The following is a 25,654-nucleotide window of genomic DNA, read 5'->3' as shown; positions in this document are numbered from 1 at the left end:
TGGATAAAGGAGAAAATTGTGATGAAAGGTTTTGAAGACGCGTTTACTGATTTACAGGCGGAGTTTGTATCTCTATGTATGGAGTATACAAACGGAAATGTTGATAAAATATATATCTACATTTACCAAGATACATCACAGAAAATGTTTAATGCCATTTTCGTGAAAGGAAACGATGTTATACCCGCGGGGAATTTTGCTGATGATGAAGCTTCTGACGAGTTTTTATCAATTGGAACAAAAGATATTAATAAGCTGGTTGAATTGTGTGATAGTTATCAACAAAAATGTCCCAATGAATATAAGCTGGAATTTGATGTTGCTACGCATAAATTCGATGCATCCTATCGTTATGACAACTATACCAAGAGTGGAATATCACCTGTGTCAGAGCTGATGAGCTGGTATGGAGAAATTAAAAAAATGGTTTAATAGGATTGGTGGTTTTGAGTATGGTTGCAAAGAAAGGGAAAAGAAAAATAGAATATGAAGGAAATATATTTTATTGGTTTGTACGTGTTGATGATAATGGTAACATGAGAATTCGTATTTTGTCAGATAATAAAAAGATAAATTTGGAATATCCGCCGTTTGATTCGGAAGTACCTGTGACACCATCCTATATTAGAAGTCTATTGGATAATTATTTCATGAATCATACAAGGTAAAACTTATATACGAAGGGAAAATTCGAATATGTACAAAGAGAATTTACATACAGCCAGTGGCATGTGGGGACTATGGAACTATAATGAATATAAATACATTGACGATTATGATAAATGTTTATAACATAGATGATAGTGGGTGGACTTAACATGGCGATATGGCAGTTTCAATGCAATATTATACCGGCAAGATTAAATTTTGATAGATTAAGTCATGATGAAATGATTTCGTGGAAAGGGATACCTCAACCACCGCATAATCTTAAGTTTCTTGAACAGGAGGATAGTTGGTCAAAAGACATTATCCAGTATGGAAAATCGGATGAAACGTGTATAGAGTTCATATACATTGATAACATATTAGATGAAATAAGCTGTCGATTGGATTTGCGAAGTCTTACGAAAACCAACTTAATTTCAGTGATTGAATATGTACAAGAAATCGGTGCAATGTTTCTTGTGGGAGATAAGATTTACTCACCACGAATGGAAGAGATAATTGGGGTTATGAAAAAATCAAGAGCAAATCGGTTTTGCAAAAATCCAGTGGAGTACATTTTATCTCAAAATGAAAAATTAGAAATTTAGCAACACAATGCCGGGAGGGATCGATATGTATTTGAAACTGAATAATTATGAATATAAAATCACTGCTGCTAATGTAGGTTTTGAGATGTCAGAAGATAACAAATCATTAATCATGTTTCTGGATATAGACGGAAGCTATGAGGGTGAAGATTTGGATTATGAGCTTAGAACCATTAGATTGTATCATAATAATGGTTTTCATATCGGAGTAAAAGAACCAAATAAATTAATAGGAAAAAGCTTTGAATGGAATGAGGCTTATAATAACAAGGGCGAAGAGGCAGGAACTTTGTATGTGCTAGAGCACGAGGATGTCACATCAGGAAAAATTGATATTTTAGATGTTACGCAGGATTTGATTAAGGTAAAATGGTCCGGTCAGGCGAATGTGTTTTGGAATGAGGAATGTGGAGAAAACGTTTCTTTTGAAGCAGAAGTAGAAGCAAAAGTGCCATCTGTTCCAAAGGTAAAGGTGATAAATGGCTTTAAGGAGACAAAATTAAAAATAGATAAAAATACAGAAATCGAGCTGTTGAATTTTTCGGATATGGTAATGGAAGCAGAAAGGTGCAAGGAGTCATATCTGAAAAATGATTCGAATGCATGGTCTACTTTTGATAAAGCATTAAAGCTGAAGCTTACATATATGAAAAAGGAATATTACGGAGAGGCTGTATATCAGGGCTCGGGAACGAAATGTTATACGGTATTTGATGACCAGTGCCCTTTAAATGTGCAAATTACAAAGACTTCCATGTGGATTGAGAACGAGGAATATAAGTTTTATATTTTGGTAGAGGCTAAAATTGAGTAATATGGTTGAACAAAAAATAGTAAGGATGTAAAAAAATGATTGTAGAATTTCATGGCATGAAGTGTCGCTGCAGCACATACCGAACAAATGGAGAAGATAAGAATATTTTAACGCTTTTGAATGCAAAGGATTGGGAGAAATCATTGCAATATGATTTTACGGAGCCGCAATACGGTTTGTGGTGTCATTTCTTGACGGAAGAGGAAATGATGCTGTGAAAAACAGTTCTGTCAGACCGACTTTTGAGTATAATGGACAGTATTATAGAGTGGATGAAGTTTGTTTTTCGGATAAACCATTTATTGTGATAGAGTATGGAACATATGATGAACTTATGAATAATGCTATGGAGGATGCAGAGCCTTTTCCGTATAACTTAACTGAGGAAGAGCTATTGAATGAGGTAAAATATTCGTTGGGAATAGAAGTATGTCCGGGAGAGTATTAAGAAAAATTTATTAGTCGGAATGAAGGGATAAAATTATGAATAGAATAAAAGATGATTTTAAGTCAAAGGAATACTATCAGAAAGAATTAGAAAATATTGAAAAAAGAATTAATCGATATAAAGATAATCTTAACCAAGAGAATGCCTCAAGACTTCATATTGCAATAGGCTTAAAGCTATTATCTGTTATTTTGATTAAATATCAATTGGGGTATGAAATTGATGAGATAAAGCATGATGTTTTGGAATATATAGAAAATGATAAACAGAAGGTTCTGTACTGTGAAGGGAACCTAACATATGACGATGTGGCTAATTTACTCTCATTAGCATATTTGTTTGATGTTGATTCTGAGCAAGTGGATTTTATTAAAACAAAAATGGTTGAAGAAAAATACATAGATATTCGTCTGGATATTATCCGTAATTTATATTTTGAAGGAAAGTGTTATTCTTCCAAAGGTTTTTATTATAGGGATAAGGGGTATTTCGGAGATTTTAGTAAAGAAAATGGAGGGATTGTAGATGTTTACAATGCTCCTGATGCAGAAAGAACTGACTTGTTTTTAAGGCATTTGAACACTGTAAAGGACAAGCATCACAGAAAGCTTGTAAAGTATTATGAGTCATTAGCGGAAGACAGATATACATATACCGGTGCTACTGATATTGTGCTGACAGCAGTTGCAAAAGCGCTAGCGCTTGATATGTCTGCACTATGCGATTCGAAATATATCGCCTCCGATTTATTGTAAGGAACTACAGGTTGGGTATGTTGCAGTGTTGTGATTTATGGATTGGAGTGATTAAATGTTCGGAATAGAATTTGGTAATCTTGCCTTTAATTGCGAGGTTTCAGAACAGACTTTATGTATAGTAGTTGCAGGAAAAAATGAAACATCAAGCATTGATGAATTTATTCAAAAAGCTTTGGACTATCAGATAAAGAATGATTTTTCTTGTGATGCTGAAGAATATAAAAACTGTGTTTTTGTAGATGCTACAGACGATGTTGTAAAATGGCTACATGAAATTATTGAGGGAATGAATCGAAAAGTATCCTTTGAAATAGGAGAACCCATAAAAACCTTAACAGGTACTATAACAGATTTTGACAATGCTTGGGTTATAGAAACAAAGGAAATGTTTTATTATATATTTTGGTGTACAACGGCATAAATAGATTTGATTATTGTGGAGGAGCGACTATGGATATACATGAAATCTATCAGGAAGATAATAAATTTGAGGGTGAGGAGAGCATATATTACGTTCTTGTTGGAAAAGGTGACTCGTCCAGATGGGACAAGAGTCACAAGTATTATATTATTACACGTTCTGCTGTTGCAATCTATGATATAAACGCTGCCAGTATGGTGAAGAAGATAAAGGTTATGACATGGCCTATACCTAACGAGGAACATGATGCACAGGAGAAAAACAGCGGATATTTTAACAGATTTAAAGAGGGTGTCATTTATAAGGTGGCAGGAAGATTACAGTATAGTTACTTCGGAGAACTTGCATTTCTGTACATCAGAGAGGTTTTGGAAGAAAATGCATCCGGAACAAAGCTTGATAAAAATCAGGAAAAGTATCTGGCACCAATTGTCTTAGAGGATGAGGTGCTGGGGAAATTAGTGTTAGAAAAATCGGAAGGTCTGTTTGAAGGTAAGTATGATTTTGCAGGTAATGACATCACAATTTATATTGAGGTAGAGTGGGACAGTAAGGCAACTTGGAAAAAGCCTTTGACTGTTGCCAGAGATTTTGCAGAGCATATTGCTTCAAAGGATGAGGTGTTTAGATCGTATATTGCATCTGATGAGGATCTGTATGATGCTGCATTGGAGTGCGTGGAAGAATATGAAGATGAATGCGAAATTCATTTTTCTACACCGGAAGAATTTGCAGACGCATTAAAGGGTCGAATGAAATATATATTTGTGAATCAGAATGGCTCTTATACTGTAGGATACGATGATGGTTATGTATTTGGTGGACATGAGATAGATGTGGATGTAAATTCTAAGGGTGAAATGGTGTGTGCCGAGATGAGATAAAACATAGGAGCATGAGAAATAAGATGAGTGAAAAATCTGTTTTTATAAACCATTGGTTATATTCAAAGCCTAATCCGGAACCAAATAAAGCTGGAAATGTTGTTAGACGTGATTAATTCCGAGATTCAGAAATTTAATGAATGCGGATTGGCTGAATGGAGCGGAATCTTGGATGAAGCGATTGCTAAATTTGATTTAGGAAATCCAGAAAGTTGATTTTGTTGCAGGCGGGCTGTTTAGACCCGCCTGAAGTATTTTGTGTATTTATTTATTGCCGAAATCCGCAATCTCTTCCAATGTGCCAATGCTTTTGATAAAGTCCTGTTCAACCGGGGAAATGGTGTTTTCCAAGCGGTTTTTGTACTTGGTGTATTCGGAATGAGCCTTATCAAGTGCCTGCTTATGGCTGATGTGACCGCTACTGGTAAGAATATCACGGCGGGTCATTTTCAGATAGTCGTCAATGGTTTCCAACCAGTCCTTCATATACATTGGTTCCTGATTAAGAGCATGTACCTCGGCGATATCAAGGTAGGCGGTAACTATTTTATTTAAAGCATCCAGCTCCTGCTGGGTGAGATAGTTTTTGGCAACTTCCACATCGGAGCGACGGATGGTGTCACTAGCCCATGAAGTAAGTCCCATATTATCTTTTTCAGCATCGGCACGCTGGTAAATAACTTCTGCGGCTGTGTGCTTGTGTGCTGCCCAGTGCATCTTATTCTGCACCTGCTTAAAGAATAGGACGGAGCTTTCTGCACTAGGATCGTAATCGATGCTGGTAGCATAGATTTCCAGAACCTTTCTCCAGAATACTTTTTCGGATGACCGGATGTCTCTGATACGGGCAAGCAATTCGTCAAAGTAATTGCCGCCGCCAAGTTTCTTCAGTCGGTCATCATCTAATGCAAATCCCTTTTTCATATATTCCTTTAAAATTCCCATAGCCCAGATACGGAACTGTGTACCACGGTGGGATTTTACACGGTAGCCTACGGAGATGATTACATCGAGATTGTAGTAATCGACATTGTAGGTTTTTCCGTCGGTGGCAGTTGTTGCAAAATTTGCAACAACTGAAATGCGCTGTAATTCTCCCTCTTCAAAGATGTTTTTGATATGGCGAGATATAGTGGATTTATCACGCTGAAACAACTCTGCCATCTGGTCAATGGACAGCCAAACAGTATCTTCTTCAAAGGTAGTTTCTATTTTTGTCAAACCATCTTCGGTTGTATACATAATAATATTCGATTTGTTCATGTGTATGTCCTCCCGCTATTCAAGATTGCTGTCATTATTCTTTTTTGCCCTGCTCTTATACACATTGTACTGGTTTTTACATTGTGGTGAACAGAATTCCATATTTGGTCTGGTGGCAACAAAAGCCTTGCCGCAGTGCTTGCATACCTTCATGGTGGAGTTTTCATCCGTCAGCATAAAGGAAAACATCATTTGGACGCATAACAACAAGGAATTGAAATCCCAGACAATGGTAGGGCGTTCCCGTAGTTCTATGCGGTAGGTAGGTGCCACACCGCCGAAAGCCGCCATTCCCTGACGGTATAGGTTACGCTCATTCTCATCTAGTCTGTCATAATCCAGATAATAAAGAAAGCTGGAGAAGAAGGTAAATGCCCAGTCTCGGAATACTTCAACAAGCCATTCATAAGGCTCTGCATATTCCTTCTGAAAGCTCATCATAACAGCCTGCGGCTTATTCTTCATGGTCATAATCAAGGCAATCATTTCCACGCAATCCGTACTCCAACTGGATTCCACACCCATTTTGCGGAAATCAATGTTGTCAAAAGGGAAGAAGTAGGACAAATACTTCTCTGTAGAGATGCTTTCTTCCTTGATAAAATGATTCTTTGGCAGATAGACTGCCTCATATGTAATAAAATCCGGTGTGGTAGGCAGGGCAGTCATTAGTCCCAGCATACCGTATTCGGATACAAAGCTCATAATGGCTTCTTTTAATTCAACTTCACTTGCCTTGTTCATGGCAGTAGTACCGATGTTAATTGCGGTCAGCACCAGCTTCTCATAATCCTTGATAGGATTGTAGATGGATGGCTTGGCATCCGCAGAAGGTGTAATATAACACTTTCCGTTTGCGGCTGTTCGCCATTCGTATTTATCATATTTCACCCAGTTGGAACTGGATTTCTGAAAGATATTCTTCATAGTAATTCCTTTCTGTGCAAAAACTATTACTATCATAGCACGTCTGTATGCATATTTAAACTTTTTTTTTACGATCCGATCGATTATTTTTCTTGCGTTTCTTGGTTTCTTCCTTTGCCTGGTTTTCCTGTTCTCTGGCAATTCTTCTTACCACTACACCGATTTCCTTTAGTAGAGCCAGCTTTTCTTTATCCAGTTTTTCCATAGTAGCCGGGATCTCTTCTTCATGTCTTAATAGGAAGTCCAGTTCTTCCATGGTAAGATTACCATTGGTAGAAGGAAAATCCTCTCCCTGCCTGTCCACCAGTATCATAAGAACCTTTTTCTCAATCTGACCAAGAATAGTAGAGCGGACACCACGGATATTTCTGTCGCTCTGATTACGTAAAGCAGCAAGCTGACTGGTAGTGAAATCTCTAAGATATAGGAAGTATATCAACTCCTTATGGTCGTCCTTTAAGTCATAAATAATCTTGGAATAGTCCTCATCGGAAAGGGAGTTGTGCATCTCAAAAGGACAGTTAGAGATAATGTCTATATAGTCCCCTTTCATAAGCTGTCGCCAGTAAGCATGATTGATGGGAGCCGGGATAACAATGGCAAGTGGTGCCACATCCTTCTTGCTGTCTAGGTTTTCTCTGCCGATTTCGTGATATCGCTCCTTGCGTTCTCTGTTGGAATCTAATAGGTCCCATTCCCTTATCACTTCCTCAAAATCCGAAACAGTGCGGGCACCGTCCTCCAGTCGCTTTAAAGCAATGGCACGAAGCTCCTTTTTTAACATGGTCTTATTGGGGTGCTCATCCTTCGGCTGGAAATTATCATCTTTTATGGGATGTAATTCCTGTTCCAAATCCATTTCATTAAAATGCTCTAATTCAATTTGTAATTCCTGCTGGGATGCCTCAAAGGTAATATCCTCATCTATGGAAAAGGCTCCGTCTTCGCTGTCGAAGTTATGAGAATATTCCCAGAAGTCCATCAATTCCTGATGTTTTCTAATGTTCATTTATCCGTAAAACCTGCCTTGTATATACATATTTAAAATTTTTTGCAACTTTTTTTAAAAACACTTCCGCAAAACCCCTTCTAAATCTCCTATAAGTGAGAGAGTAATAGTTTTTGATAAGAAACGATTACTTTTGAAAAGAAATGGTATGCGCATAACCATTATAACATGACACAAACAAATGTTCTGTATTTTTGGAGAAAAAACAGAAATTTATTTGTGTTTGGCTTAGAAATAGGATTTTGAGGAGGTAGAAGAATGAAGGATAAGGCTTTATTGACTGTAAAAGAGTTTTGCTCTTATTTGGGGATTGGTCAGACAAAGGCACGTGAGTTGTTGGCTGAAAATGCTGATGTATTCGCGGTTCGCATCGGAAACAGACTGTATGCTCACAAGGGCAAGCTGGATGAATGGCTTTTGAATCAGATTGGATGCTAGGAAATTTGATTCATAAAAAGACAATGAATTTATTAAATAACCATGAAACTAATTGAAAATTAAGTGTGTATATGCTACAATTGGGTGGACTGATGGTTCCTTTCAACGTATATACACGCTGGAAGGAGGCAGATATGGGTAAATCCATAAAAGGTAAAGAACTTGGTAAAGGCATTACACAGAGAAAGAGTGATGGACTTTATCAGGGACGATTTGTGAATCGTTTCGGCAAGACGCAGACCATATACGCAAGCAATCTGAATGAACTTCGTAAAAGGATGCGTGAGGAACAGTATGAGGATGAGAAGGCACTGAATGTTGTCACCAAGGATGTAACCCTTGATGAGTGGTATGAGATTTGGATGAATACCTGTAAGAAGAATTGCAGGAATTCCACTAGGGAATCCTATGCCACACATTATAAGCGGATACAGAAGGAGCTTGGGTGGCGTAAGCTGACATCATTGAACCTGATTATCATGCAGAATGCACTCAATGAGCTTGTTTCTGATAATGCCAGAAAGAACACGAAAAAGATTCTGGTGGATATGCTGGAAAAAGCAATCGACTCTGATTTACTTACAAAAAATGTTGCAAAGCAATTAAACACGGTGATTTCCAAGGAAGATAAGAAGGAAAGACGTGTACTGACAGTAAGTGAAGCAGAGTTGTTTTTAGGTGAGGCACAGAGTAGTTTCTACTATAATCTGTTTGTGCTTGCCATAGAAACCGGAATGCGTATTGGAGAGCTTTGTGGTGTTCAGTGGAAGGACATTGATTTTGACAAGAAGGTACTGTATGTGCGTCACACATTGTGCTATTTTCAAAAAGATGGTAAGTACATTTTTGAGATGCATGATGCAAAGACCAAGAATGGAAGACGAACGATTCCATTAACCACGAGGGCGTTGGAGGCATTGAAACGACAGCGCATTCAAAAACAGAAGATTCTCTTTAAGGGAATCGAAACAGAGGAACAGTACAGGGACTTGGTGTTTGTTACGAAAAACAACAGACCTACACAACAGTTCATAGTGCAGGAGGCAATCGGTGCCATTGTAAACCGGATTCGAAAAGAGCATCCTGACTATGAGATGTTTTCACCACATTGCTTAAGACATACTTTTGCAACCAGAGCAATTGAGAACGGAATGCAGCCAAAGACATTACAGAAGATTCTCGGACATGGCTCCTTGCAGATGACAATGGATTTGTATTGTCATGTGACAGAGGATACACTGTTTACAGAGATGATGAAGATGGAAAAGGCTGTGTAAGCTCAAAAGTGTGTAGTAAGTGTGTAGTAAGGCTATTTTGAGAATAAGGGGTTCCCCGGAACCCCTGTAAATACAGGAGGTTTTATTAAAATGGAAGCATATAAGCAGGAATTTATCGAATTTATGATTGACTGTAACGTACTCAAGTTTGGAGATTTCGTTACAAAGAGTGGAAGAAAGACACCATTTTTTGTCAATACAGGCTTTTACAGAACAGGTGCCCAGCTCAAGAGACTTGGCGAGTATTATGCTGAGGCTATAAATGCAGAGTTTGGTCTGGACTTTGATGTGTTATTTGGTCCTGCATACAAGGGAATACCTCTCACAGTTGCGACAACTATGTCCATAGCAGAGATGTACGATGAGGACATCAAGTATTGCTCAAACAGAAAAGAGGTAAAGGATCACGGCGACAAGGGAATACTCCTTGGAAGTCCTATAGAGGATGGCGATAAGGTTGTCATCATCGAGGATGTCACAACAGCCGGAACATCTATTCAGGAGACACTTCCTATCATCAAGGCACAGGGCGACGTGGATGTCATGGGTCTTGTGGTTTCAGTAGACAGAATGGAGAGAGGCCAGGGCGAGAAGAGTGCGCTGACAGAGATCGAGGAGAACTACGGAATCAAGACAACAGCTATCGTAACAATGGCAGAGGTAGTGGAGCATCTTTACAACAGAGAGTATAAGGGAAGAGTTATCATAGATGACACCCTTAAGGCCGCTATCGACGCTTACTATGATCAGTACGGTGTAAAGTAGATATAATATATCTTAAAATATTGTAAAAAGTCTTAAAATATTATATAAAATAAAGATATGGAGTTAAGGGCCATATCTTTATTTTTTTTGTTTATATGGGAGATTCCAACGTATGATAAAGTTTTTTAAGGCGATGTTTGGGGATGTAAGAGAATATTTCAGAAAATGGTCGGGGTGGATACTGTTCACTGTGTTGATCTTGTATTATGAATTGCTGTTTCACGGCATGAATTTCAGCCTGGATGATGGGAACATAGCCGCTATAATAGCATTTGCGGTGGTGGTTGGAGGCGTGTTCAGCGTGCTGACAGGATTTTTTCCGCCGGTCATCAATAAGATACTTGCAACGCTGTTCACGTTGTTTACGGGTGTGATCTTCATCGCCCAGTACGTATATCATTCGGTCTTCAACAACTATCTGTCTGTTATTGGAACCATAAAATTCGGAAATCAGGCTGTGGACAATGCGGACACGGTCATATCCAATATAAAGGCACAGATAGTGGACGTTATTCTTCTGGCTGTCCCGGTGCTCATAATGATCGTGTGCATATGGACATTTATGGCATTTGACAGGAGAAGGTGGTGGGTGAACCTCATAGGTGCCGCCGGAACAGCTCTGGTGTATGCCACAACACTGTTTGTGATGTGGGCTGTGGCCTCGGATGTGTACAGTCCGTACAATTTATACAAGGAATATACATCGGTTGATCTCTCTGTTGAAAAGCTCGGCGTCATGGAGAGTTTTGTGGTGGATGTCAGAGAGGGTATCGCAGGCAAGAGCTCAGCACAGAGCAGGATAAACTTTGCTTCGGGTGGTGAGGTCGATATCGACTCACTTGCCTCCACAGAGAGCACAACGATGCAGAAGATTACCACCGAGACGGTGGATGTCGCGGAAGCGACCACAGAGGAGGTTGTGATCGACACATCCCCGAATGTCCTGGATCTGGATTTTGATGCCATAAATGACCTTGCGGGAAATGATGCGGTTTCATCGCTCAGCGAATATTTTGCAAATATACCCCCGACAAATAAGAATGAATATACAGGTATGTTCGAGGGCTATAATGTCATATGGATAACTGCGGAGGGGTTCTCAGGCTATGCGCTTGATTCCGGTCTGTTCCCTACACTGTCAAAACTTGCGGACGAGGGCTTTGTCTTTGAAAATTACTATCAGCCGCTATGGTATGGTTCAACATTAGGCGGAGAGTATGCAAACCTGATGGGAAGCCCGACTAAGAACGGTTCATACCTCAGTATGTGCAGGGCTGCCGACAATGAGAATGGCATGCTGTTTTCCATGGCGAATACGCTCAAGAGACTCGGCTATAGCTGTTACGGATTCCATGACAACGACTATACATATTATGACAGGAATATCACCCATCCGGCGCTGGGATACGAGTGGATAGCCAGCGGTAATGGGCTTGAGTACCAGACTGACGAGAACGGACAGGACATGTGGCCTCAGTCGGATCTTGTCATGATGGAGGAGACATTTGACAAGTATACAGAGACGCAGCCGTTCCACCTGTACTACCTGACGGTCAGCGGTCATGTGCCATATGGATACGGTGCGGCAAATGCCATGGCGGAGAAGAACAAGACTGTGGTCAGTGACCTTAACTATGTCCTGGATACGACAAAGGCATATCTGGCATCCCAGTACGAAATGGAAAAGATGCTTGAATATATGATGAAGAAACTTGAGAAGAAGGGGCTGCTGGACAATACTGTTATCGTCCTGGCGGGGGATCATGTACCGTATGACAATATGGACGTTGTGGACGAACTGGCAGGGGAGAACTTTGGAAACAGTCTTGAGGCGTACAGGAGCAGACTTGTCATATGGTCGGCGTCGATGGAGAAGCCGGTGAGAGTTGACAAGGTGTGCAGCAGTATAGATATCCTGCCGACCATGCTCAATCTCATGGGAGTGGATTATGATTCGAGGCTCATCATAGGAAGGGATATCCTGTCAGACAGTACAGGACTGGTGCTGTTCCCGGACAGAAGCTTTATAACGGATGCATTTGAATATAACGCAGTCACGGACACGCTGACATCCCACACGGGTGCGGAGGTATCGGATGACAGTTTCATTGCGATGCAGCTATATGTCGCGGATAAATTTACAGCAGCTGACAACATAACAGAGTCGGGGTATTATACATATGTTGCCAGGTATCTGGGGATAGACGAGGATAATTGACAATATTTATCATATTAAAATGTGGAATTATTCTCAAAAACGTATTATAGTATTTGTGGCTAATACCATAGGTATGTAATGAAAATATATGCAATAAAGAAAGAGGTTAATTATGAAACTTGGTAGAAATGATATGTGCTGGTGCGGAAGTGGTAAGAAATACAAGACCTGTCACCTGGCTCTTGACGATAAGCTTGAGGATATGAAGAACAGAGGATTCAAGATCCCTACACATGCGATGATCAAGAACGCAGAGCAGATCGAGGGAATCAGGGAGGCTTCAAAGGTCAACACATCTGTGCTCGACTACATAACTCCATTTGTCAAGATAGGAGTGTCTACCAGAGAGCTGGATGACCTTATCTATAACTATACAAAGTCCATAGATGCTATTCCTGCATGTCTTGGATATGAGGGATATCCTAAGAGTGTGTGTATATCGGTAAATGATGTGGTATGCCACGGCATTCCAAGTGATGACATTATTCTCCAGGATGGAGATATAGTTAATATCGACTGTACAACAGAGTACAAGGGATATTTCGGAGACTCATCAAGAATGTTCATGCTGGGAAATGTTGATCCCGCATGGAAGAAGCTTGTAGAGGATACAAAGAAGGCTCTTGATATAGGTGTTGAGGTGTGCAGCAAGCCATATGTGACCATAGGAGATATAGGATATGCCATCAACAAATTTGCACAGGAGCAGGGCTATTCGGTTGTCCGTGAGATAGGCGGCCATGGAGTAGGTCTTGCAATTCATGAGGAGCCTTATGTAAGTCATATAGGACAGCCTGGCAAGGATTATGTGCTTGCTCCGGGAATGGTGTTCACCATTGAGCCTATGATCAACATGGGCGGCCCTGATGTATATCAGGATGCAGATGACGGCTGGACTATCTACACGGAGGATGGCTCACCATCGGCACAGTGGGAGTACACACTGGTTATGACAGAACATGGAGTGGAGATACTTGCCCACTAGGGAGTGTAATAGAATAAAAGAGCAGCAGCCTGATATGCTATCAAAGACATATCGGGCTGCTGCTTTTTGTTGTGTTAGTTATCCATTAGGATCTGCTGCCGTAAACCGGCAGACAGATTATATTACTTTGTAAGTATTCCAAGGATCTCGTTGCTTCTTGCGATGAACTTGGTCATTGCCTCTGCTGACAGTGGACGGTTGGCAAGTACGGCCAGATCATATAACTGGCAGCAGATCGTAGCTGTGTTGTCGCTGTCAGGGTTGTCCAGAACGTATTTAACAAGCTTGTTGTTGCTGTTCAGGATGAGTGTCTCGCCCTCGCCCTGACCGAACATTGATGGATCCATACCGGCCATGCCGTACATCTTCATCATTTCCTGCATACGTCTTGTCTCCTCAGGCTGGGTGAGGATAGAAGATGTGTTCTCGTCCTTCAGGGATTCAACCTTTACATTCAGGTTCTTCATGTCGAGAGCCTTCTCAAATGTAGCTGTGAGCTTATCCTTGTATTCCTTTGCAGTCTCCTCTGAGAGCTCCTCGCCGACAAAGTTGTCAGAGAGCTCAGCGTCTATTCTGTAGAAGTGAACATTCTCGTTCTTCTGCTCAAGCAGAGTGATGAATGGGCTGTCTATGGTCTGTGTCATGATCAGAGCGTCCATGCCCTCAGCCTTGAACATGTTGATGTACTGTGACTGAGCCTGCTCGTCGGTTACATAGAATACCTTGTTCTCGTACTTTTCTTTTCCTGCCTCAAGATACTCAGGGAGAGTTATATATTTGCCCTCGAGGTTCTTGTAGATGCAGAAGTCCTTCATCTTGTCGAGGAACTTGAGATCCTTCAGACAACCAAACTTGATAAATGGGTTGATGTCATCCCAGTACTTCTCGTAGTCCTCTCTGTGTGTCTTGTACATGCCGGACAGCTTGTCTGCAACCTTCTTGGTGATGTAGTCTGAGATCTTTTTGACAAATCCGTCATTCTGAAGCGCACTACGTGATACGTTCAGTGGGAGATCAGGACAGTCGATACATCCCTTTAAGAGCATGAGGAACTCAGGAATTACTTCCTTGATATTGTCGGCGACGAATACCTGGTTGTTGTACAGCTTGATCGTTCCCTCAAGGTTGTCATACTGTGTATTGATCTTAGGGAAGTACAGGATACCTTTCAGGTTGAATGGGTAGTCCATGTTCAGGTGTATCCAGAACAGAGGCTCCTTGTAGTCGTGGAATACCTTTCTGTAGAACTCCTTGTATTCCTCGTCGGTGCAGTCGTTTGGATGCTTTGCCCACAGTGGGGTAGTGGTGTTGAGTGGCTTAGGAGCTTCAGGCTTCTTCTCCTCGGTCTTTATATCGTCTGCGTCTGGGCCTTTGCTGTCAGTGCTGCCCTCAGCATTATCTGCTGTGTCGCTGACTTCCTTTGCATCCACGTCTACAGTAGCATCCTTAGGATCTTCCTGTGGCTCGTCTGCGTTGGTGTAGTAGATCTCAACAGGCATGAACGAACAATACTTGTCGATGACCTCCTTGATCCTGTATTCATTTGCAAATTCATAGCTGTCCTCGTTCAGATAAAGGGTGATGGTAGTACCTCGGTCAGCCTTAATGCACTTCTTCATGGAGTACTCAAGGCCGTCCTCGCACTCCCAGTATACAGCGTCCTCGCCGTCCTTGTATGACTTTGTCTCGATGGTGACCTTGTCGGCAACCATGAATGCGGAGTAGAAGCCCAGTCCGAAGTGGCCGATGATCTGTTCCTCTGTTGCCTTGTCCTTGTACTGCTCAAGGAATGCCTCGGCTCCTGAGAAAGCGATCTGGTTGATATATTTCTCAACCTCCTCCTCAGTCATACCGATACCGTTATCGGTAAATGTGATGGTCTTGTCATTGGCACTTGTGGTCACATCTATACGATATGGCTCATCCGGCTCGTCAAATTCGCCCATGAGAGACAGCTTCTTAAGCTTTGTCACGGCATCACAGCCGTTTGATATAAGCTCCCTGACAAATATATCGTGGTCTGAATACAGCCACTTCTTGATGACAGGGAAAATGTTTTCACTGTTGATCGATAAATTTCCGTTCTTCATAATTGTATACATCTCCTTAAAATATAATGGTTTTCAATGAAAGATGTGTCATCCTCGATCTGTGTTCAATCTTAATAGAAATGTACACTGACACATCAGGCTAAAAGGTATGATAAATCAGCTGGGAACTAAAGTCAAGAAAAAATTAGCACTCAGACAAAATGAGTGCTAACAGGGGGCGGCGCGTAAAAAAATCCGGCATCAGATGAGGTGCCGGATCTTCAAAAATCATATTAAATTTCTTCAAAAAATCAGCTTTCGGTGAAATATATTCCGGCAGTCTTAAGGAAATCCCTGATCTCCGCATCCCACACATGCTCAAGGGTCTTATCCATGGTGAATATGTTCTGGGTCGCCATGGATGTGAGTTGTATGCTCATGCCGTCATAGTAGACGTTCAAGGTGAGATTTGCCACACCGGATACCGGTATGGTGAGATGGTTCTTCTCAAGCATATCCATGATGTCCGGCTGGGAGAGCACGAGCACTATCTTGAAGCTCAGTGGCAGCTTCTTTCCTCTTATAACATTATATACATGTGGTTTTATGGACTCCCATGAGGCGTAGGATGTGGAAGCCATGAGCTCCAGCTCCTCCTTGTCATAGAAATCCTTGTTTACCCTTCCGTCAAAGCTGTATGTTATCCCGCTTTTTACAAATGCCTCCATGGCGAGAAAACGGTCAAATGTATTGTCCATCAGAAGCTTCTTCACGAAGTCCCTGGTCTCGGTGATGGTGATGTCTAACATTGAAAATCTCCTGTTTTCTGGATTGTGATCGCAGCCGTATCTGCGTGCGGCTGCATGCTAAAAGTATATCAGCGGAATGTGGCAAATGCAACAATATAGATACACTGATTTATTGAATTATGGATACCCGTGTGATATAATATACAAGGATTTAATGTCTAAATGTCATGGAGGGTTTATTTGATGAAGAAGGTTGCATATATAGCATCAGAGTGTGTGCCATTTATAAAGACGGGTGGTCTTGCGGATGTAGTTGGAACACTGCCAAAGATATTTGATAAGAACGAGTATGATGTGAGAGTCATCATGCCGAATTATCTCTGTATTCCGAACAAGTACAGGGAGAAGATGCAGTATATAACGCATTTTTATATGGACATCGGTTACAAGAATGATTATGTTGGCGTTATGTATCTGGAGTATGAGGGTGTCAAGGTATATTTCATAGATAACGAGTATTACTTTAACGGATTTACACCTTATGGTGATGTAAAGTGGGATATCGAGAAGTTCTGTTATTTCTCAAAGGCAGCGCTTTCGATCCTTCCATCGATCGGTTTCCAGCCGGATATACTTCACTGTCATGACTGGCAGGCAGGACTTGTGCCTGTATATCTCAAGACTCTGTTTGCAGGAGATATGTTCTATACAAGCATGAAGTCTGTTATGACTATTCATAATCTCCAGTTCCAGGGCAAGTGGGATATAAAGACCATTCAGGAGTATTCAGGGCTCCCTGATTATGTATTTACACCGGACAAGCTGGAGATCCAGAAGGATGCTGCCATGCTCAAGGGCGGACTTGTATATGCAGATAAGATAACAACGGTAAGTAACACATATGCCAAGGAGATACAGACTCCATATTATGGAGAGGGACTTGACGGGCTCTTAAGTGCCAGATGGCAGTCACTCTGGGGCATTGTCAACGGTATAGATTACGAGGTATGGAATCCTGCAACAGATCCACAGGTATATAAGAACTACAGCGTGGATAACTTCAGACAGCTCAAGAAGATCAACAAGATCGAACTGCAGAAGGAATGTGGACTTCCTCAGGATGAGAATCAGTTTGTAATAGGAATCATATCCAGACTCACAGACCAGAAGGGTCTTGATCTGGTTGACAGGATCATGAACGATATATGCTGTGACGGAGTACAGTTCATCGTCCTCGGAACCGGTGACGGCAAGTACGAGAACATGTTCAAGTATTATCAGGGAATACATCCTGCAAAGGTATCAGCGAACATCTATTATTCAGATGAGAGATCTCATAAGATGTATGCAGGCTGCGATGTGATGCTCGTGCCTTCAAGATTTGAGCCATGTGGACTCACACAGCTCATGGCACTCAGATATGGCACAGTTCCAGTAGTAAGAGAGACAGGTGGTCTTGCAGATACTGTTGAGGCTTATAATCAGTTCGAGGGTACAGGAACAGGATTCTCATTTGCTAATTATGATGCATATGAGCTCCTCAATGCCATAAACTATGCAAAGGAAGTGTACTATAACAACAAAGAGGCATGGTATGGAATCCAGGAGCGTGGCATGAGACAGGATTACTCATGGTACAACTCAGCGAATATATATAAGGATCTCTACAATTCACTGTAGGATCAGGATAGCAGTAATGTGGTAGTAGATATGGAAGAGGCAGAGAATGAATTTGCATTTTCTGCCTTTTTTCAGGGATATAGGAGAGACAGATATGGCGTTTGACGGAATAGTGATATCCAATGTGGTAAGAGACATGAAGGAGAAGCTCATCGACGGAAGGATATATAAGATATATCAGCCGGAGAAGGACGAGCTCAACATAGTAATAAAGAATAACAGGGAGAATTACAGGCTGCTCATGTCTGCGGATGCAAGCCTCCCGCTTATATACTTTCAGCAGTCCGCCAAGGAGAATCCTATGACAGCGCCGAATTTCTGTATGCTCCTCAGGAAGCATATCAACAACGGAAGGATAGTTGATGTGTATCAGCCGGGCTTTGAGAGAATAGTTGTCATGGTCATCGAGCATCTGGACGAGCTTGGAGATCTAAAGAGAAAGAAACTCATCATAGAGATCATGGGTAAGCACAGCAATATCATATTTGCCACGGATGAGAATGTCATCATCGACAGCATAAAGCATATATCCCATATGGTGAGCTCAGTGAGGGAGGTTCTTCCGGGCAGGACTTATGAGTATCCTCCGGCGGGAGGAAAGGTATCCCCGCTTGAGATAGAGCGCGGGGACTTCATAGAGCGTGTGAGCTCGAGCCCTACGAATATCATAAAGGCGATATACCAGAACATAACCGGATTTTCACCGGTTGTGGCGAGTGAGATAACCTACAGGGCAGGACTTGACGGCAACATGCCTGTGGACAGCATGAGCGAGGCGGATGTCGCAAGGCTTTATGATGAATTTGCCGGGATAGTATCTGATATAAGGAACGGGAACTATACTCCTGAAATCATACTGGACGGTTACACTCCAGTGGAGTTCTCGTCGGTGCATCTGTCGATGTACAGCGACAAGACCATAGAATCAAGGGATGACATTTCAAAGGTGCTTGATGAGTATTTCTACAGAAAGAGTGCGGTCACAAGGATAAGACAGAAGTCATCGGATCTCAGAAAGATCGTCTCGAATGCCATTGAGAGAACGAGCAAGAAATACGACCTGCAGCTCGCTCAGTTAAAGGACACTGAATCCAGGGAAAAGTACCGTGTGTACGGAGAACTGATCAACACATATGGTTACAATATAGAACAGGGAGCGGACAGTTTTGAGGCTCTCAACTACTATACTAACGAGATGATAAAGATCCCGCTTGACAAGACCATATCTGTTATGGATAACTCCAAGAGATATTTTGCGAGATACAACAAGCTCAAGAGGACTTATGAGGCACTTACACAGCTCACTGTCGAGACGAAGAGTGAGCTGGAGCATCTTCAGTCGGTACAGACGTTCCTTGATATGGCGATAGATGAGAATTCACTGGCACAGGTCAAGGAGGAGCTCGTAGCCTGCGGATATGTAAAGGGACATTACGGACGCAAGGGCGACAGGAAAAAGGCAAAGTCGAAACCGCTGCACTACATATCCAGCGATGGATTCCATATGTATGTGGGCAAGAATAATATCCAGAACGATGAGCTCACATTTAAATTCGCAAATGGTGGGGATATGTGGTTCCATGCTAAGAAGATGCCGGGTTCCCATGTCATCGTGAGACTTGAGGGTGCGGGAGAACTTCCTGATTCTACATATGAGGAGGCGGCAAGACTTGCAGCGTATTATTCGTCTGGAAGGACGGCACCGAAGGTGGAGATAGACTATACCGAGCGCAGAAATATCAAAAAGCCTGCGGGGGCAAAGCCTGGATTTGTAATATATCATACGAATTACTCGATGATCGCAGAGCCGAGGATTGCGGGAATAGAGGAAGTACAATAAATAATTTGATTTTTAAACAGGTGTGAAGTATAATATATTATCTGTTATCAGGTAATTGAAAACAACATATAACCTGGGAATATTAGGAGACAGATATGGTAAAAAGCATGACAGGATTTGGCCGCAGCGAGAGGGTGACTGATGCATACAAGATAGTTGTAGAGATGAAGTCAGTCAATCACAGATTCTGCGACATCAATATAAAGCTCCCAAAGAAGATAAGCTTCTTTGAGACAAACATAAGAACATATCTCAAAAAATATATTGAGAGAGGAAAGGTTGACGTGTTCATCACATACGAGGATTTCTCGGATGACAATGTCAAGCTGAAGTACAACAAGGACGTTGCCGAGAAGTACATGGGATATTTCGAGGAGATGTCCAAGGATTTTGGAATTGAGAACAGCATAACACCTGCACAGCTTGGAGGCTTCCCTGACGTGTTCACGGTTGAGGAGCAGGCGGTTGACCAGGATGAGCTGTGGAAGATAATAGAGACATCCCTTGACGAGGCTGCGAAGGTGTTCGTGCAGTCGAGGATAACAGAGGGAGAGAACCTTAAGAAGGACATGATCGACAAGCTTGACGGAATGAGAGCTGCCGTTGATTATATAGAGGAGATATCACCTGAACTTGTGGAGGAGTACAGACGCAAGCTCACGGACAAGATCACAGAGGTTCTTGACAATCCTGTTATAGATGAGAACAGGATCGCCACAGAGGTCGTTATATATGCGGACAAGATATGTGTGGACGAGGAGACTGTAAGGCTTAAGAGCCATATCAGCAGCACGAAGAAGATTCTGGAGGATGGCGGAAGCGTCGGCAGGAAGCTGGATTTCATCGCACAGGAGATGAACAGAGAGGCGAACACGATACTTTCAAAGGCCAATTCACTTGATGTGTCAGACAAGGCGATACAGCTCAAGACTGACATAGAGAAGGTCAGAGAGCAGATACAGAATCTGGAATAGAATACATAATTTTTAGAGGTAATGATGATGGCAGATAAGAGTACAAAGCGTGGATCGCTCATAGTCATATCCGGTTTTTCAGGAGTTGGAAAGGGCACAGTTGTCAAGAGACTTGTGTCGGATTTTGGATATAACCTTTCAGTGTCGGCGACGACAAGATCACCGAGAGAGGGTGAGGTCGATGGAAGAGAGTATTATTTCATGGATCGCAAGGATTTTGAGAATCTCATTGACTACGGCGGATTTATCGAGTGGACACAGTATGTAGAGAATTATTATGGAACTCCAAAGAAGTATGTTGAGGAGAAGCTTGCTGATGGCAAGGACGTCATACTCGAGATAGAGGTCATGGGTGCACTCAATGTCAAGAAGCAGTTCCCTGATGCGCTTCTCATATTTATATCAGCTCCAAGCATAAGCGAGCTTAAGAGCAGACTGGCAGGAAGAGGAACAGAGTCGGAGGAGACCATAATCAAGAGACTCCGAAAGGCCACAGAGGAAGCTGAGGACATGGACAAGTACGACTACATCATAGTCAACGATGATCTGGACGAGTGTATACACACCGTGGATTCAGTCATCAGAAGCTATGGCTGCAGAAGAGATAATCAGCTTGGATATATAGCCGGAATAAAAGAAGAGCTTGCAGAGATAAAGAAACTCTGATAAATTAGACTGGATAACAGTGGACAGCAGTTTAGAAGAATATTTCAATAATCATATAAGAAAGGGGATATAATATCATGTTACATCCATCATACACAGACTTAATGTCAGTAGTAAATGCAGAGGTTGAGCCAGGTGAGCAGCCTGTAGTAAACAGCAGATATTCAATCGTTCTTGCAACAGCAAAGAGAGCAAGAGAGATCATTGATGGCCAGGAGCCTATGGTGGCAGCAGACCCAAAGAAGAAGCCATTATCCATCGCTGTAGATGAAGTTTACCATGGAAAGGTAAAGATCGTCGGAGCAGACGAGGATTAACAGACCGGAATATATAGCGGTAAGTGAGAAGAATGGAGGTTGGAGCTTTTAGCACAGCCTCCTATTTTTCTGATACACAACTGTGCCGGATGTGGCATATTCTAAATAAACAGGAATATGTCGACGGGAGGTGTATCATGAGGGCGTCAGATGTTCTAAAAGGCACGGTCTATGAGATCCTGGCAGGGGACATTGACTGTCAGATTACGGATCTGGCAGATGATTCCAGAGATGTCACACAGGGAACTCTTTTTGTGTGCCGGAGAGGTGCGAGAACAGATGGACATCGCTATATAGATGATGCCGTGGCAAGGGGCGCAGCGTGTATAGTCATGACAGATGATATCGGCATACCTGCGGAGCGGTCAGCCGGACGCTGGGGGGATACCGATTGTGTACTGATCGTGAGACTGTATGACTATCGCCACGGTATAGGAATGATATGTAATAATTTCTGGAATTTTCCGTCACGAAGTATGAAGGTTATAGGTGTGACCGGGACAAAGGGAAAGACCACGGTCGCATGTATGATAAAGTCTATGCTGGACAGATGGGGGCGTAGAACCGGTCTTGTGGGAACCATAGAGATCGATGACTGTATCCGGAAGATACCATCTGTGAACACCACTCCGGGAACGATATATCTCCATCGCAAGCTTGCAGACATGGTGGCAAATGGTGCGGAATACTGCGTCATGGAGGTATCGTCACAGGGGCTTATGCACGGCCGTGTGTCAGGGGTAGAATTTGATATATGCGTATATACAAATCTTGCTCCGGATCACATTGGGCGGAATGAACACCGCACATTTGCCGAGTATGGGAGATGGAAGAGAAGCCTGTTCTCAAAGTGTAAGACTGCGGTGATAAATGCAGATGACATGTATTCTGGGTGTATTGCTGCCGAGGCTGTGAATGCAGGGGCTGAAGTGGTATATTATGGTGTGAGGAATCACACTGCAGCCGGGGATGGCAATGTGTGTATGGCGGGAGCGATACACAGGCTCATTCTCCATAGAGTTATGGGGATAGGCTATGAGTGTGAGAGAACGGACGGGGAGAGCACTTACATGACTGTTGGCATACCGGGAGAGTTCAATGTGTACAATTCTCTTGCTGCGGTAACCACTTGCGGGATCATCGGGATACCGATGGAGGTAATGCAGGATTCGCAGTCGGATATGAAGGTGAGGGGCAGACTCGAGCCGGTGGAGATTCCGGGATACGCAAGGATATTCATCGATTATGCCCACAATGCCGTGAGCCTGGAAAATGTACTGACCACCCTCAGACAGTACAGGCCGAAGAGGCTTATATGTCTGTTCGGATGCGGCGGCAACAGATCAGCCGGGCGCAGAAAAGGCATGGGATTTGTGTCGGGCAGGCTGGCGGATATGACGGTCATAACAAGTGATAACCCGAGGTTTGAATCCCCGGAGGCGATAATGACGGATATTGAGACCGGGGTTCTCGAGGGCGGAGGAGAATATGTAAAGATATGCAGCCGTCTGGATGCTATAAGATACGCTCTGGAGATTTCGGACAGGGATGATATAGTCCTTCTGGCCGGCAAAGGCCATGAGACATATCAGGATATAGAGGGACGCAGGACACAAATGGACGAGAGAGAAATGATACGGCAGATATTGGAGGAGAAAAATGCGGGGATTGTACGCAGATGTGATAATTGATATATCCCATGAGGCGATAGACAGAACATTTCAATATGCTATTCCTGACGATATTGCCGGCAGGATACAGATAGGAAGTCAGGTCAACATTCCATTTGGCAAGGGAAATAATCTGAGAAAAGGCTATGTCATAGGGATATCGGATTCCACGGAATATGATGAGAGCAGGATAAAGTCTATAGATTCTCTGTGCGAGGACGGCGTGGCAGCTCCGGGAAGGCTCCTTGCCCTTGCGGCGTGGATAAAGGAGAACTACGGCTCCACCATGATAAATGCCATCCAGACGGTGATGCCGGTGAAAAAAACGGTTAAGTCCGTGGTGGTCAGATATGTTGTCCTTTCATGCGAGGATGTGGACACATGGGAATACAGATATATGAAGAAGAATGCCAGGGCAAAGCTCAGGCTCCTCCGCGAGCTTATGGTGAGACATGAGCTCCCAATGACGGAGGCCACCGGGACTTTGAATGTGTCACATCAGGCGGTTAAGGCCATGGAGGACGAAGGTGTCGTTCGTATCGTTGAGGACAGCAGATACCGGGATGTGGTGTCTGACGCGGTGAGGCAGCAGGCATTTGAGGCTCCTGATATAGAGCTTAACAGTGACCAGCAGAGGATAGTCGATGATTTCGTAAGTGATGCAGATCAGGGTATACACAGGACATATCTTCTTCATGGCGTGACGGGAAGCGGCAAGACTGAGGTGTATGTGAGGTGTATCCGTGAAGTCGTCCGCGCGGGCAGACAGGCGATCGTGCTGATACCTGAGATAGCACTCACGTATCAGACACTGACATATTTCTCCAGATACTTTGGTGACCGTGTGACCATGGTCAACTCAAAGCTCAGCAGCGGGGAGAAGTATGATCAGTTTGAGCGCGCAAGGAAGGGCGATGTGGATGTGGTGATAGGCCCGAGGTCTGCGCTGTTTACCCCATTTGAGAAGCTGGGACTTATAATAATAGATGAGGAGCATGAGAGCAGCTATAAGAGTGACAGCCCGCCAAAATATCACGCAAGGGAGACTGCCATAGAACGTGCAAGGCTTGAGGGGGCGAGTGTCATACTCGGTTCCGCAACTCCTTCCGTGGAGAGCTACAAGCGTGCACTGGCGGGTGAGTACAGGCTGTGGACCATGGACAGCCGTGTTGAGGGCAGAGTCATGGCAGAGACAAGCATAGTAGATCTCAGGGATGAACTCCACCGGGGCAACAGATCCATAATAAGCGACGAGCTTGCAAATGATATAGCGGACAGGCTCAGCAAGCGGGAACAGATCATACTGTTCATCAACAAGCGGGGATATAACAGCTTTGTATCCTGCAGGAGCTGCGGAGAGGCAGTGAAATGTCCGCACTGTGACGTGTCCATGGCACTGCACTCTGGAAATAATACACAGAAGGGCATGCTTGTGTGCCACTACTGCGGATTCAGAATGCCGGAGCCGGACAAATGTCCGGCGTGCGGTTCAAAGCTCATAGGAGGCTATGGAGTCGGAACCGAGAAGGTCGAGCAGGAGGTACACAGGTTGTTCCCGGAGGCCAGGACTTTAAGGATGGACAGGGATACGACCTCGAAGAAGAATTCTCATGAGCAGATACTTGAGAGCTTCGGAAGAGGCGATGCGGACATACTCATTGGAACCCAGATGATAGTCAAGGGACATGACTTTTCCAGAGTGACACTTGTGGGTGTGCTGCTGGCGGATCTCACACTGTTCAGCGGAGACTACAGAGCCGGTGAGAGGACATTTGACCTGCTGACCCAGGCTGCGGGAAGAGCCGGAAGGGGTGATGTGCCCGGAAAGGTTGTGATACAGACCTACAAGCCGGACAACTACGCCATAACTGCGGCAGCGTCCCAGAATTACAGGGCATTCTACGATATCGAGGAGGCGTACAGATCACTCATGAGGTATCCGCCGGAGTGGAATATGATGGTCATAATGGGCACGGGCATGGACGAAGAACAGCTTGCCAATATAATGGATAGGATGTATTCTCTTATAAGGGGAAAATATATAAATGCAGGACATCTGTCTGTGATCGGTCCTTCGGAACCGGCCATATCAAAGATAAAGGATGTGTACAGGCGGGTGTTGTATATAAAACACCGGGATTACAGGATGCTGGTGGATGTCAAGGATTATGTCGAGGAATGGCTTAAGGAGAACGGAGAGAACGATGTGAGCGTATTCTTTGACCTGAATCCGGTAAATATGTATTAGTGAAAAGGAGATTTGTG

The 25,654-nt window shown here is 43.1% G+C and carries 25 protein-coding genes; 20 read left to right on the top strand and 5 right to left on the bottom strand.

The annotated features are described in order from the left end of the window. Positions 1-21 precede the first annotated feature (21 nt). The 8 genes from DW159_RS04595 to DW159_RS04555 all read left to right on the top strand — a co-directional run bounded on the left by DW159_RS04595 (position 22) and on the right by DW159_RS04555 (position 4,581). Complete coding sequence (locus DW159_RS04595; protein WP_055144752.1) at positions 22-432, top strand: hypothetical protein; 411 nt, start codon at positions 22-24, stop codon at positions 430-432. Between the two features lie 20 nt (positions 433-452). After that, positions 453-668: a hypothetical protein gene (locus DW159_RS04590; protein ID WP_117549085.1), complete on the top strand. Its 216-nt coding sequence runs from the start codon at positions 453-455 to the stop codon at positions 666-668. A gap of 150 nt (positions 669-818) precedes the next feature. Continuing rightward, positions 819-1,256, top strand: coding sequence for a hypothetical protein (locus DW159_RS04585; protein ID WP_055144743.1), 438 nt, complete (start codon positions 819-821; stop codon positions 1,254-1,256). 25 nt (positions 1,257-1,281) lie between these two features. Further along, complete coding sequence (locus tag DW159_RS04580; RefSeq protein WP_117549084.1) at positions 1,282-2,070, top strand: hypothetical protein; 789 nt, start codon at positions 1,282-1,284, stop codon at positions 2,068-2,070. Between the two features lie 214 nt (positions 2,071-2,284). Continuing rightward, complete coding sequence (locus DW159_RS04570) at positions 2,285-2,518, top strand: hypothetical protein (protein WP_055144735.1); 234 nt, start codon at positions 2,285-2,287, stop codon at positions 2,516-2,518. A gap of 35 nt (positions 2,519-2,553) precedes the next feature. Then, positions 2,554-3,273 carry a PoNe immunity protein domain-containing protein gene (locus DW159_RS04565; RefSeq protein WP_117549083.1) on the top strand — a complete coding sequence of 240 codons (720 nt, stop codon included), beginning with the start codon at positions 2,554-2,556 and terminating at the stop codon, positions 3,271-3,273. Positions 3,274-3,328: 55 nt separating this feature from the next. Next, entirely contained in the window at positions 3,329-3,697 is a 369-nt protein-coding gene (locus tag DW159_RS04560; RefSeq protein WP_055144730.1) for a hypothetical protein, read from the top strand. A gap of 29 nt (positions 3,698-3,726) precedes the next feature. Then, positions 3,727-4,581: a DUF2262 domain-containing protein gene (locus DW159_RS04555; protein ID WP_015534800.1), complete on the top strand. Its 855-nt coding sequence runs from the start codon at positions 3,727-3,729 to the stop codon at positions 4,579-4,581. 264 nt (positions 4,582-4,845) lie between these two features. On the opposite strand, the gene DW159_RS04550 is transcribed toward DW159_RS04555, so the two are convergent. The 3 genes from DW159_RS04550 to DW159_RS04540 are packed head-to-tail and all read right to left on the bottom strand — an operon-like array spanning position 4,846 to position 7,780. Continuing rightward, the gene (locus DW159_RS04550) at positions 4,846-5,844 is read right to left on the bottom strand and encodes a virulence RhuM family protein (RefSeq protein WP_117549082.1); all 999 of its coding nucleotides are present in this window, start codon (positions 5,842-5,844) and stop codon (positions 4,846-4,848) included. A 15-nt stretch (positions 5,845-5,859) separates the two neighbouring features. Continuing rightward, positions 5,860-6,771 (bottom strand): hypothetical protein, encoded by a 912-nt coding sequence (locus DW159_RS04545; protein WP_117549081.1) that lies wholly within the window; start codon positions 6,769-6,771, stop codon positions 5,860-5,862. 55 nt (positions 6,772-6,826) lie between these two features. Continuing rightward, on the bottom strand, positions 6,827-7,780 hold the full coding sequence (locus DW159_RS04540; RefSeq protein ID WP_117549080.1) for a hypothetical protein: 954 nt from the start codon (positions 7,778-7,780) through the stop codon (positions 6,827-6,829). Positions 7,781-8,038: 258 nt separating this feature from the next. Between DW159_RS04540 and DW159_RS04535 the strand changes: the two genes are divergently transcribed. The 5 genes from DW159_RS04535 to DW159_RS04515 all read left to right on the top strand — a co-directional run bounded on the left by DW159_RS04535 (position 8,039) and on the right by DW159_RS04515 (position 13,463). Continuing rightward, positions 8,039-8,218 (top strand): helix-turn-helix domain-containing protein, encoded by a 180-nt coding sequence (locus DW159_RS04535; RefSeq protein ID WP_015534801.1) that lies wholly within the window; start codon positions 8,039-8,041, stop codon positions 8,216-8,218. Between the two features lie 134 nt (positions 8,219-8,352). Beyond that, positions 8,353-9,495: a tyrosine-type recombinase/integrase gene (locus tag DW159_RS04530; protein ID WP_117549079.1), complete on the top strand. Its 1,143-nt coding sequence runs from the start codon at positions 8,353-8,355 to the stop codon at positions 9,493-9,495. Positions 9,496-9,585: 90 nt separating this feature from the next. Next, positions 9,586-10,260, top strand: a complete 675-nt coding sequence (pyrE, locus tag DW159_RS04525) for an orotate phosphoribosyltransferase (protein WP_055144715.1) — start codon at positions 9,586-9,588, stop codon at positions 10,258-10,260. A 112-nt stretch (positions 10,261-10,372) separates the two neighbouring features. Then, on the top strand, positions 10,373-12,478 hold the full coding sequence (locus DW159_RS04520; protein WP_117549078.1) for an LTA synthase family protein: 2,106 nt from the start codon (positions 10,373-10,375) through the stop codon (positions 12,476-12,478). Between the two features lie 112 nt (positions 12,479-12,590). Continuing rightward, positions 12,591-13,463: a methionyl aminopeptidase gene (locus DW159_RS04515; protein ID WP_015534804.1), complete on the top strand. Its 873-nt coding sequence runs from the start codon at positions 12,591-12,593 to the stop codon at positions 13,461-13,463. A gap of 122 nt (positions 13,464-13,585) precedes the next feature. Here the strand turns inward: DW159_RS04515 and htpG are convergent, their stop codons facing one another. Then, a complete protein-coding gene (htpG, locus tag DW159_RS04510) occupies positions 13,586-15,553 on the bottom strand; it encodes a molecular chaperone HtpG (protein WP_117549077.1) in 1,968 nt (655 codons plus the stop codon). A 251-nt stretch (positions 15,554-15,804) separates the two neighbouring features. Continuing rightward, positions 15,805-16,302: a DUF5721 family protein gene (locus DW159_RS04505; protein WP_117549076.1), complete on the bottom strand. Its 498-nt coding sequence runs from the start codon at positions 16,300-16,302 to the stop codon at positions 15,805-15,807. Between the two features lie 183 nt (positions 16,303-16,485). Here DW159_RS04505 and glgA point away from each other — a divergent pair, with 183 nt between their 5' ends. From glgA to priA, 7 genes are all read left to right on the top strand, one after another. Continuing rightward, positions 16,486-17,922 carry a glycogen synthase GlgA gene (glgA, locus tag DW159_RS04500; RefSeq protein ID WP_055224132.1) on the top strand — a complete coding sequence of 479 codons (1,437 nt, stop codon included), beginning with the start codon at positions 16,486-16,488 and terminating at the stop codon, positions 17,920-17,922. A gap of 94 nt (positions 17,923-18,016) precedes the next feature. Continuing rightward, on the top strand, positions 18,017-19,762 hold the full coding sequence (locus tag DW159_RS04495) for an Rqc2 family fibronectin-binding protein (protein WP_117549458.1): 1,746 nt from the start codon (positions 18,017-18,019) through the stop codon (positions 19,760-19,762). A 95-nt stretch (positions 19,763-19,857) separates the two neighbouring features. Further along, positions 19,858-20,736 carry a YicC/YloC family endoribonuclease gene (locus tag DW159_RS04490; RefSeq protein WP_117549075.1) on the top strand — a complete coding sequence of 293 codons (879 nt, stop codon included), beginning with the start codon at positions 19,858-19,860 and terminating at the stop codon, positions 20,734-20,736. 27 nt (positions 20,737-20,763) lie between these two features. Beyond that, complete coding sequence (gene gmk / locus DW159_RS04485; RefSeq protein ID WP_117549074.1) at positions 20,764-21,402, top strand: guanylate kinase; 639 nt, start codon at positions 20,764-20,766, stop codon at positions 21,400-21,402. 77 nt (positions 21,403-21,479) lie between these two features. Next, a complete protein-coding gene (gene rpoZ, locus DW159_RS04480) occupies positions 21,480-21,719 on the top strand; it encodes a DNA-directed RNA polymerase subunit omega (protein ID WP_015534811.1) in 240 nt (79 codons plus the stop codon). 137 nt (positions 21,720-21,856) lie between these two features. Continuing rightward, the gene (locus DW159_RS04475; protein WP_117549073.1) at positions 21,857-23,410 is read left to right on the top strand and encodes a UDP-N-acetylmuramoyl-L-alanyl-D-glutamate--2,6-diaminopimelate ligase; all 1,554 of its coding nucleotides are present in this window, start codon (positions 21,857-21,859) and stop codon (positions 23,408-23,410) included. Then, entirely contained in the window at positions 23,379-25,637 is a 2,259-nt protein-coding gene (priA, locus tag DW159_RS04470) for a replication restart helicase PriA (protein ID WP_117549072.1), read from the top strand. The genes DW159_RS04475 and priA overlap by 32 nt, the downstream gene beginning before the upstream one ends. Positions 25,638-25,654: the final 17 nt, after the last annotated feature.

Origin of the sequence: Coprococcus sp. AM14-16, assembly GCF_003434675.1 — a bacterium.
GTDB lineage: Bacteria > Bacillota > Clostridia > Lachnospirales > Lachnospiraceae > Coprococcus > Coprococcus aceti.
This window is presented reverse-complemented; position numbering and strand designations above follow the sequence as displayed.

Excerpts from the sequence above, each read along its gene's own strand:
- DW159_RS04545 (WP_117549081.1), bottom strand. The coding sequence starts at position 6,771 with ATGAAGAATATCTTTCAGAAATCCAGTTCCAACTGGGTGAAATATGAT.
- gmk (WP_117549074.1), top strand. The coding sequence starts at position 20,764 with ATGGCAGATAAGAGTACAAAGCGTGGATCGCTCATAGTCATATCCGGT.
- DW159_RS04475 (WP_117549073.1), top strand. The coding sequence starts at position 21,857 with ATGAGGGCGTCAGATGTTCTAAAAGGCACGGTCTATGAGATCCTGGCA.
- DW159_RS04560 (WP_055144730.1), top strand. The coding sequence starts at position 3,329 with ATGTTCGGAATAGAATTTGGTAATCTTGCCTTTAATTGCGAGGTTTCA.
- DW159_RS04590 (WP_117549085.1), top strand. The coding sequence starts at position 453 with ATGGTTGCAAAGAAAGGGAAAAGAAAAATAGAATATGAAGGAAATATA.
- priA (WP_117549072.1), top strand. The coding sequence starts at position 23,379 with ATGCGGGGATTGTACGCAGATGTGATAATTGATATATCCCATGAGGCG.
- DW159_RS04505 (WP_117549076.1), bottom strand. The coding sequence starts at position 16,302 with ATGTTAGACATCACCATCACCGAGACCAGGGACTTCGTGAAGAAGCTT.
- DW159_RS04565 (WP_117549083.1), top strand. The coding sequence starts at position 2,554 with ATGAATAGAATAAAAGATGATTTTAAGTCAAAGGAATACTATCAGAAA.
- DW159_RS04555 (WP_015534800.1), top strand. The coding sequence starts at position 3,727 with ATGGATATACATGAAATCTATCAGGAAGATAATAAATTTGAGGGTGAG.
- DW159_RS04540 (WP_117549080.1), bottom strand. The coding sequence starts at position 7,780 with ATGAACATTAGAAAACATCAGGAATTGATGGACTTCTGGGAATATTCT.
- DW159_RS04580 (WP_117549084.1), top strand. The coding sequence starts at position 1,282 with ATGTATTTGAAACTGAATAATTATGAATATAAAATCACTGCTGCTAAT.
- DW159_RS04520 (WP_117549078.1), top strand. The coding sequence starts at position 10,373 with ATGATAAAGTTTTTTAAGGCGATGTTTGGGGATGTAAGAGAATATTTC.
- DW159_RS04515 (WP_015534804.1), top strand. The coding sequence starts at position 12,591 with ATGAAACTTGGTAGAAATGATATGTGCTGGTGCGGAAGTGGTAAGAAA.
- DW159_RS04490 (WP_117549075.1), top strand. The coding sequence starts at position 19,858 with ATGGTAAAAAGCATGACAGGATTTGGCCGCAGCGAGAGGGTGACTGAT.
- DW159_RS04550 (WP_117549082.1), bottom strand. The coding sequence starts at position 5,844 with ATGAACAAATCGAATATTATTATGTATACAACCGAAGATGGTTTGACA.
- htpG (WP_117549077.1), bottom strand. The coding sequence starts at position 15,553 with ATGAAGAACGGAAATTTATCGATCAACAGTGAAAACATTTTCCCTGTC.
- DW159_RS04535 (WP_015534801.1), top strand. The coding sequence starts at position 8,039 with ATGAAGGATAAGGCTTTATTGACTGTAAAAGAGTTTTGCTCTTATTTG.
- DW159_RS04530 (WP_117549079.1), top strand. The coding sequence starts at position 8,353 with ATGGGTAAATCCATAAAAGGTAAAGAACTTGGTAAAGGCATTACACAG.
- DW159_RS04585 (WP_055144743.1), top strand. The coding sequence starts at position 819 with ATGGCGATATGGCAGTTTCAATGCAATATTATACCGGCAAGATTAAAT.
- DW159_RS04595 (WP_055144752.1), top strand. The coding sequence starts at position 22 with ATGAAAGGTTTTGAAGACGCGTTTACTGATTTACAGGCGGAGTTTGTA.
- pyrE (WP_055144715.1), top strand. The coding sequence starts at position 9,586 with ATGGAAGCATATAAGCAGGAATTTATCGAATTTATGATTGACTGTAAC.
- rpoZ (WP_015534811.1), top strand. The coding sequence starts at position 21,480 with ATGTTACATCCATCATACACAGACTTAATGTCAGTAGTAAATGCAGAG.
- DW159_RS04495 (WP_117549458.1), top strand. The coding sequence starts at position 18,017 with ATGGCGTTTGACGGAATAGTGATATCCAATGTGGTAAGAGACATGAAG.
- glgA (WP_055224132.1), top strand. The coding sequence starts at position 16,486 with ATGAAGAAGGTTGCATATATAGCATCAGAGTGTGTGCCATTTATAAAG.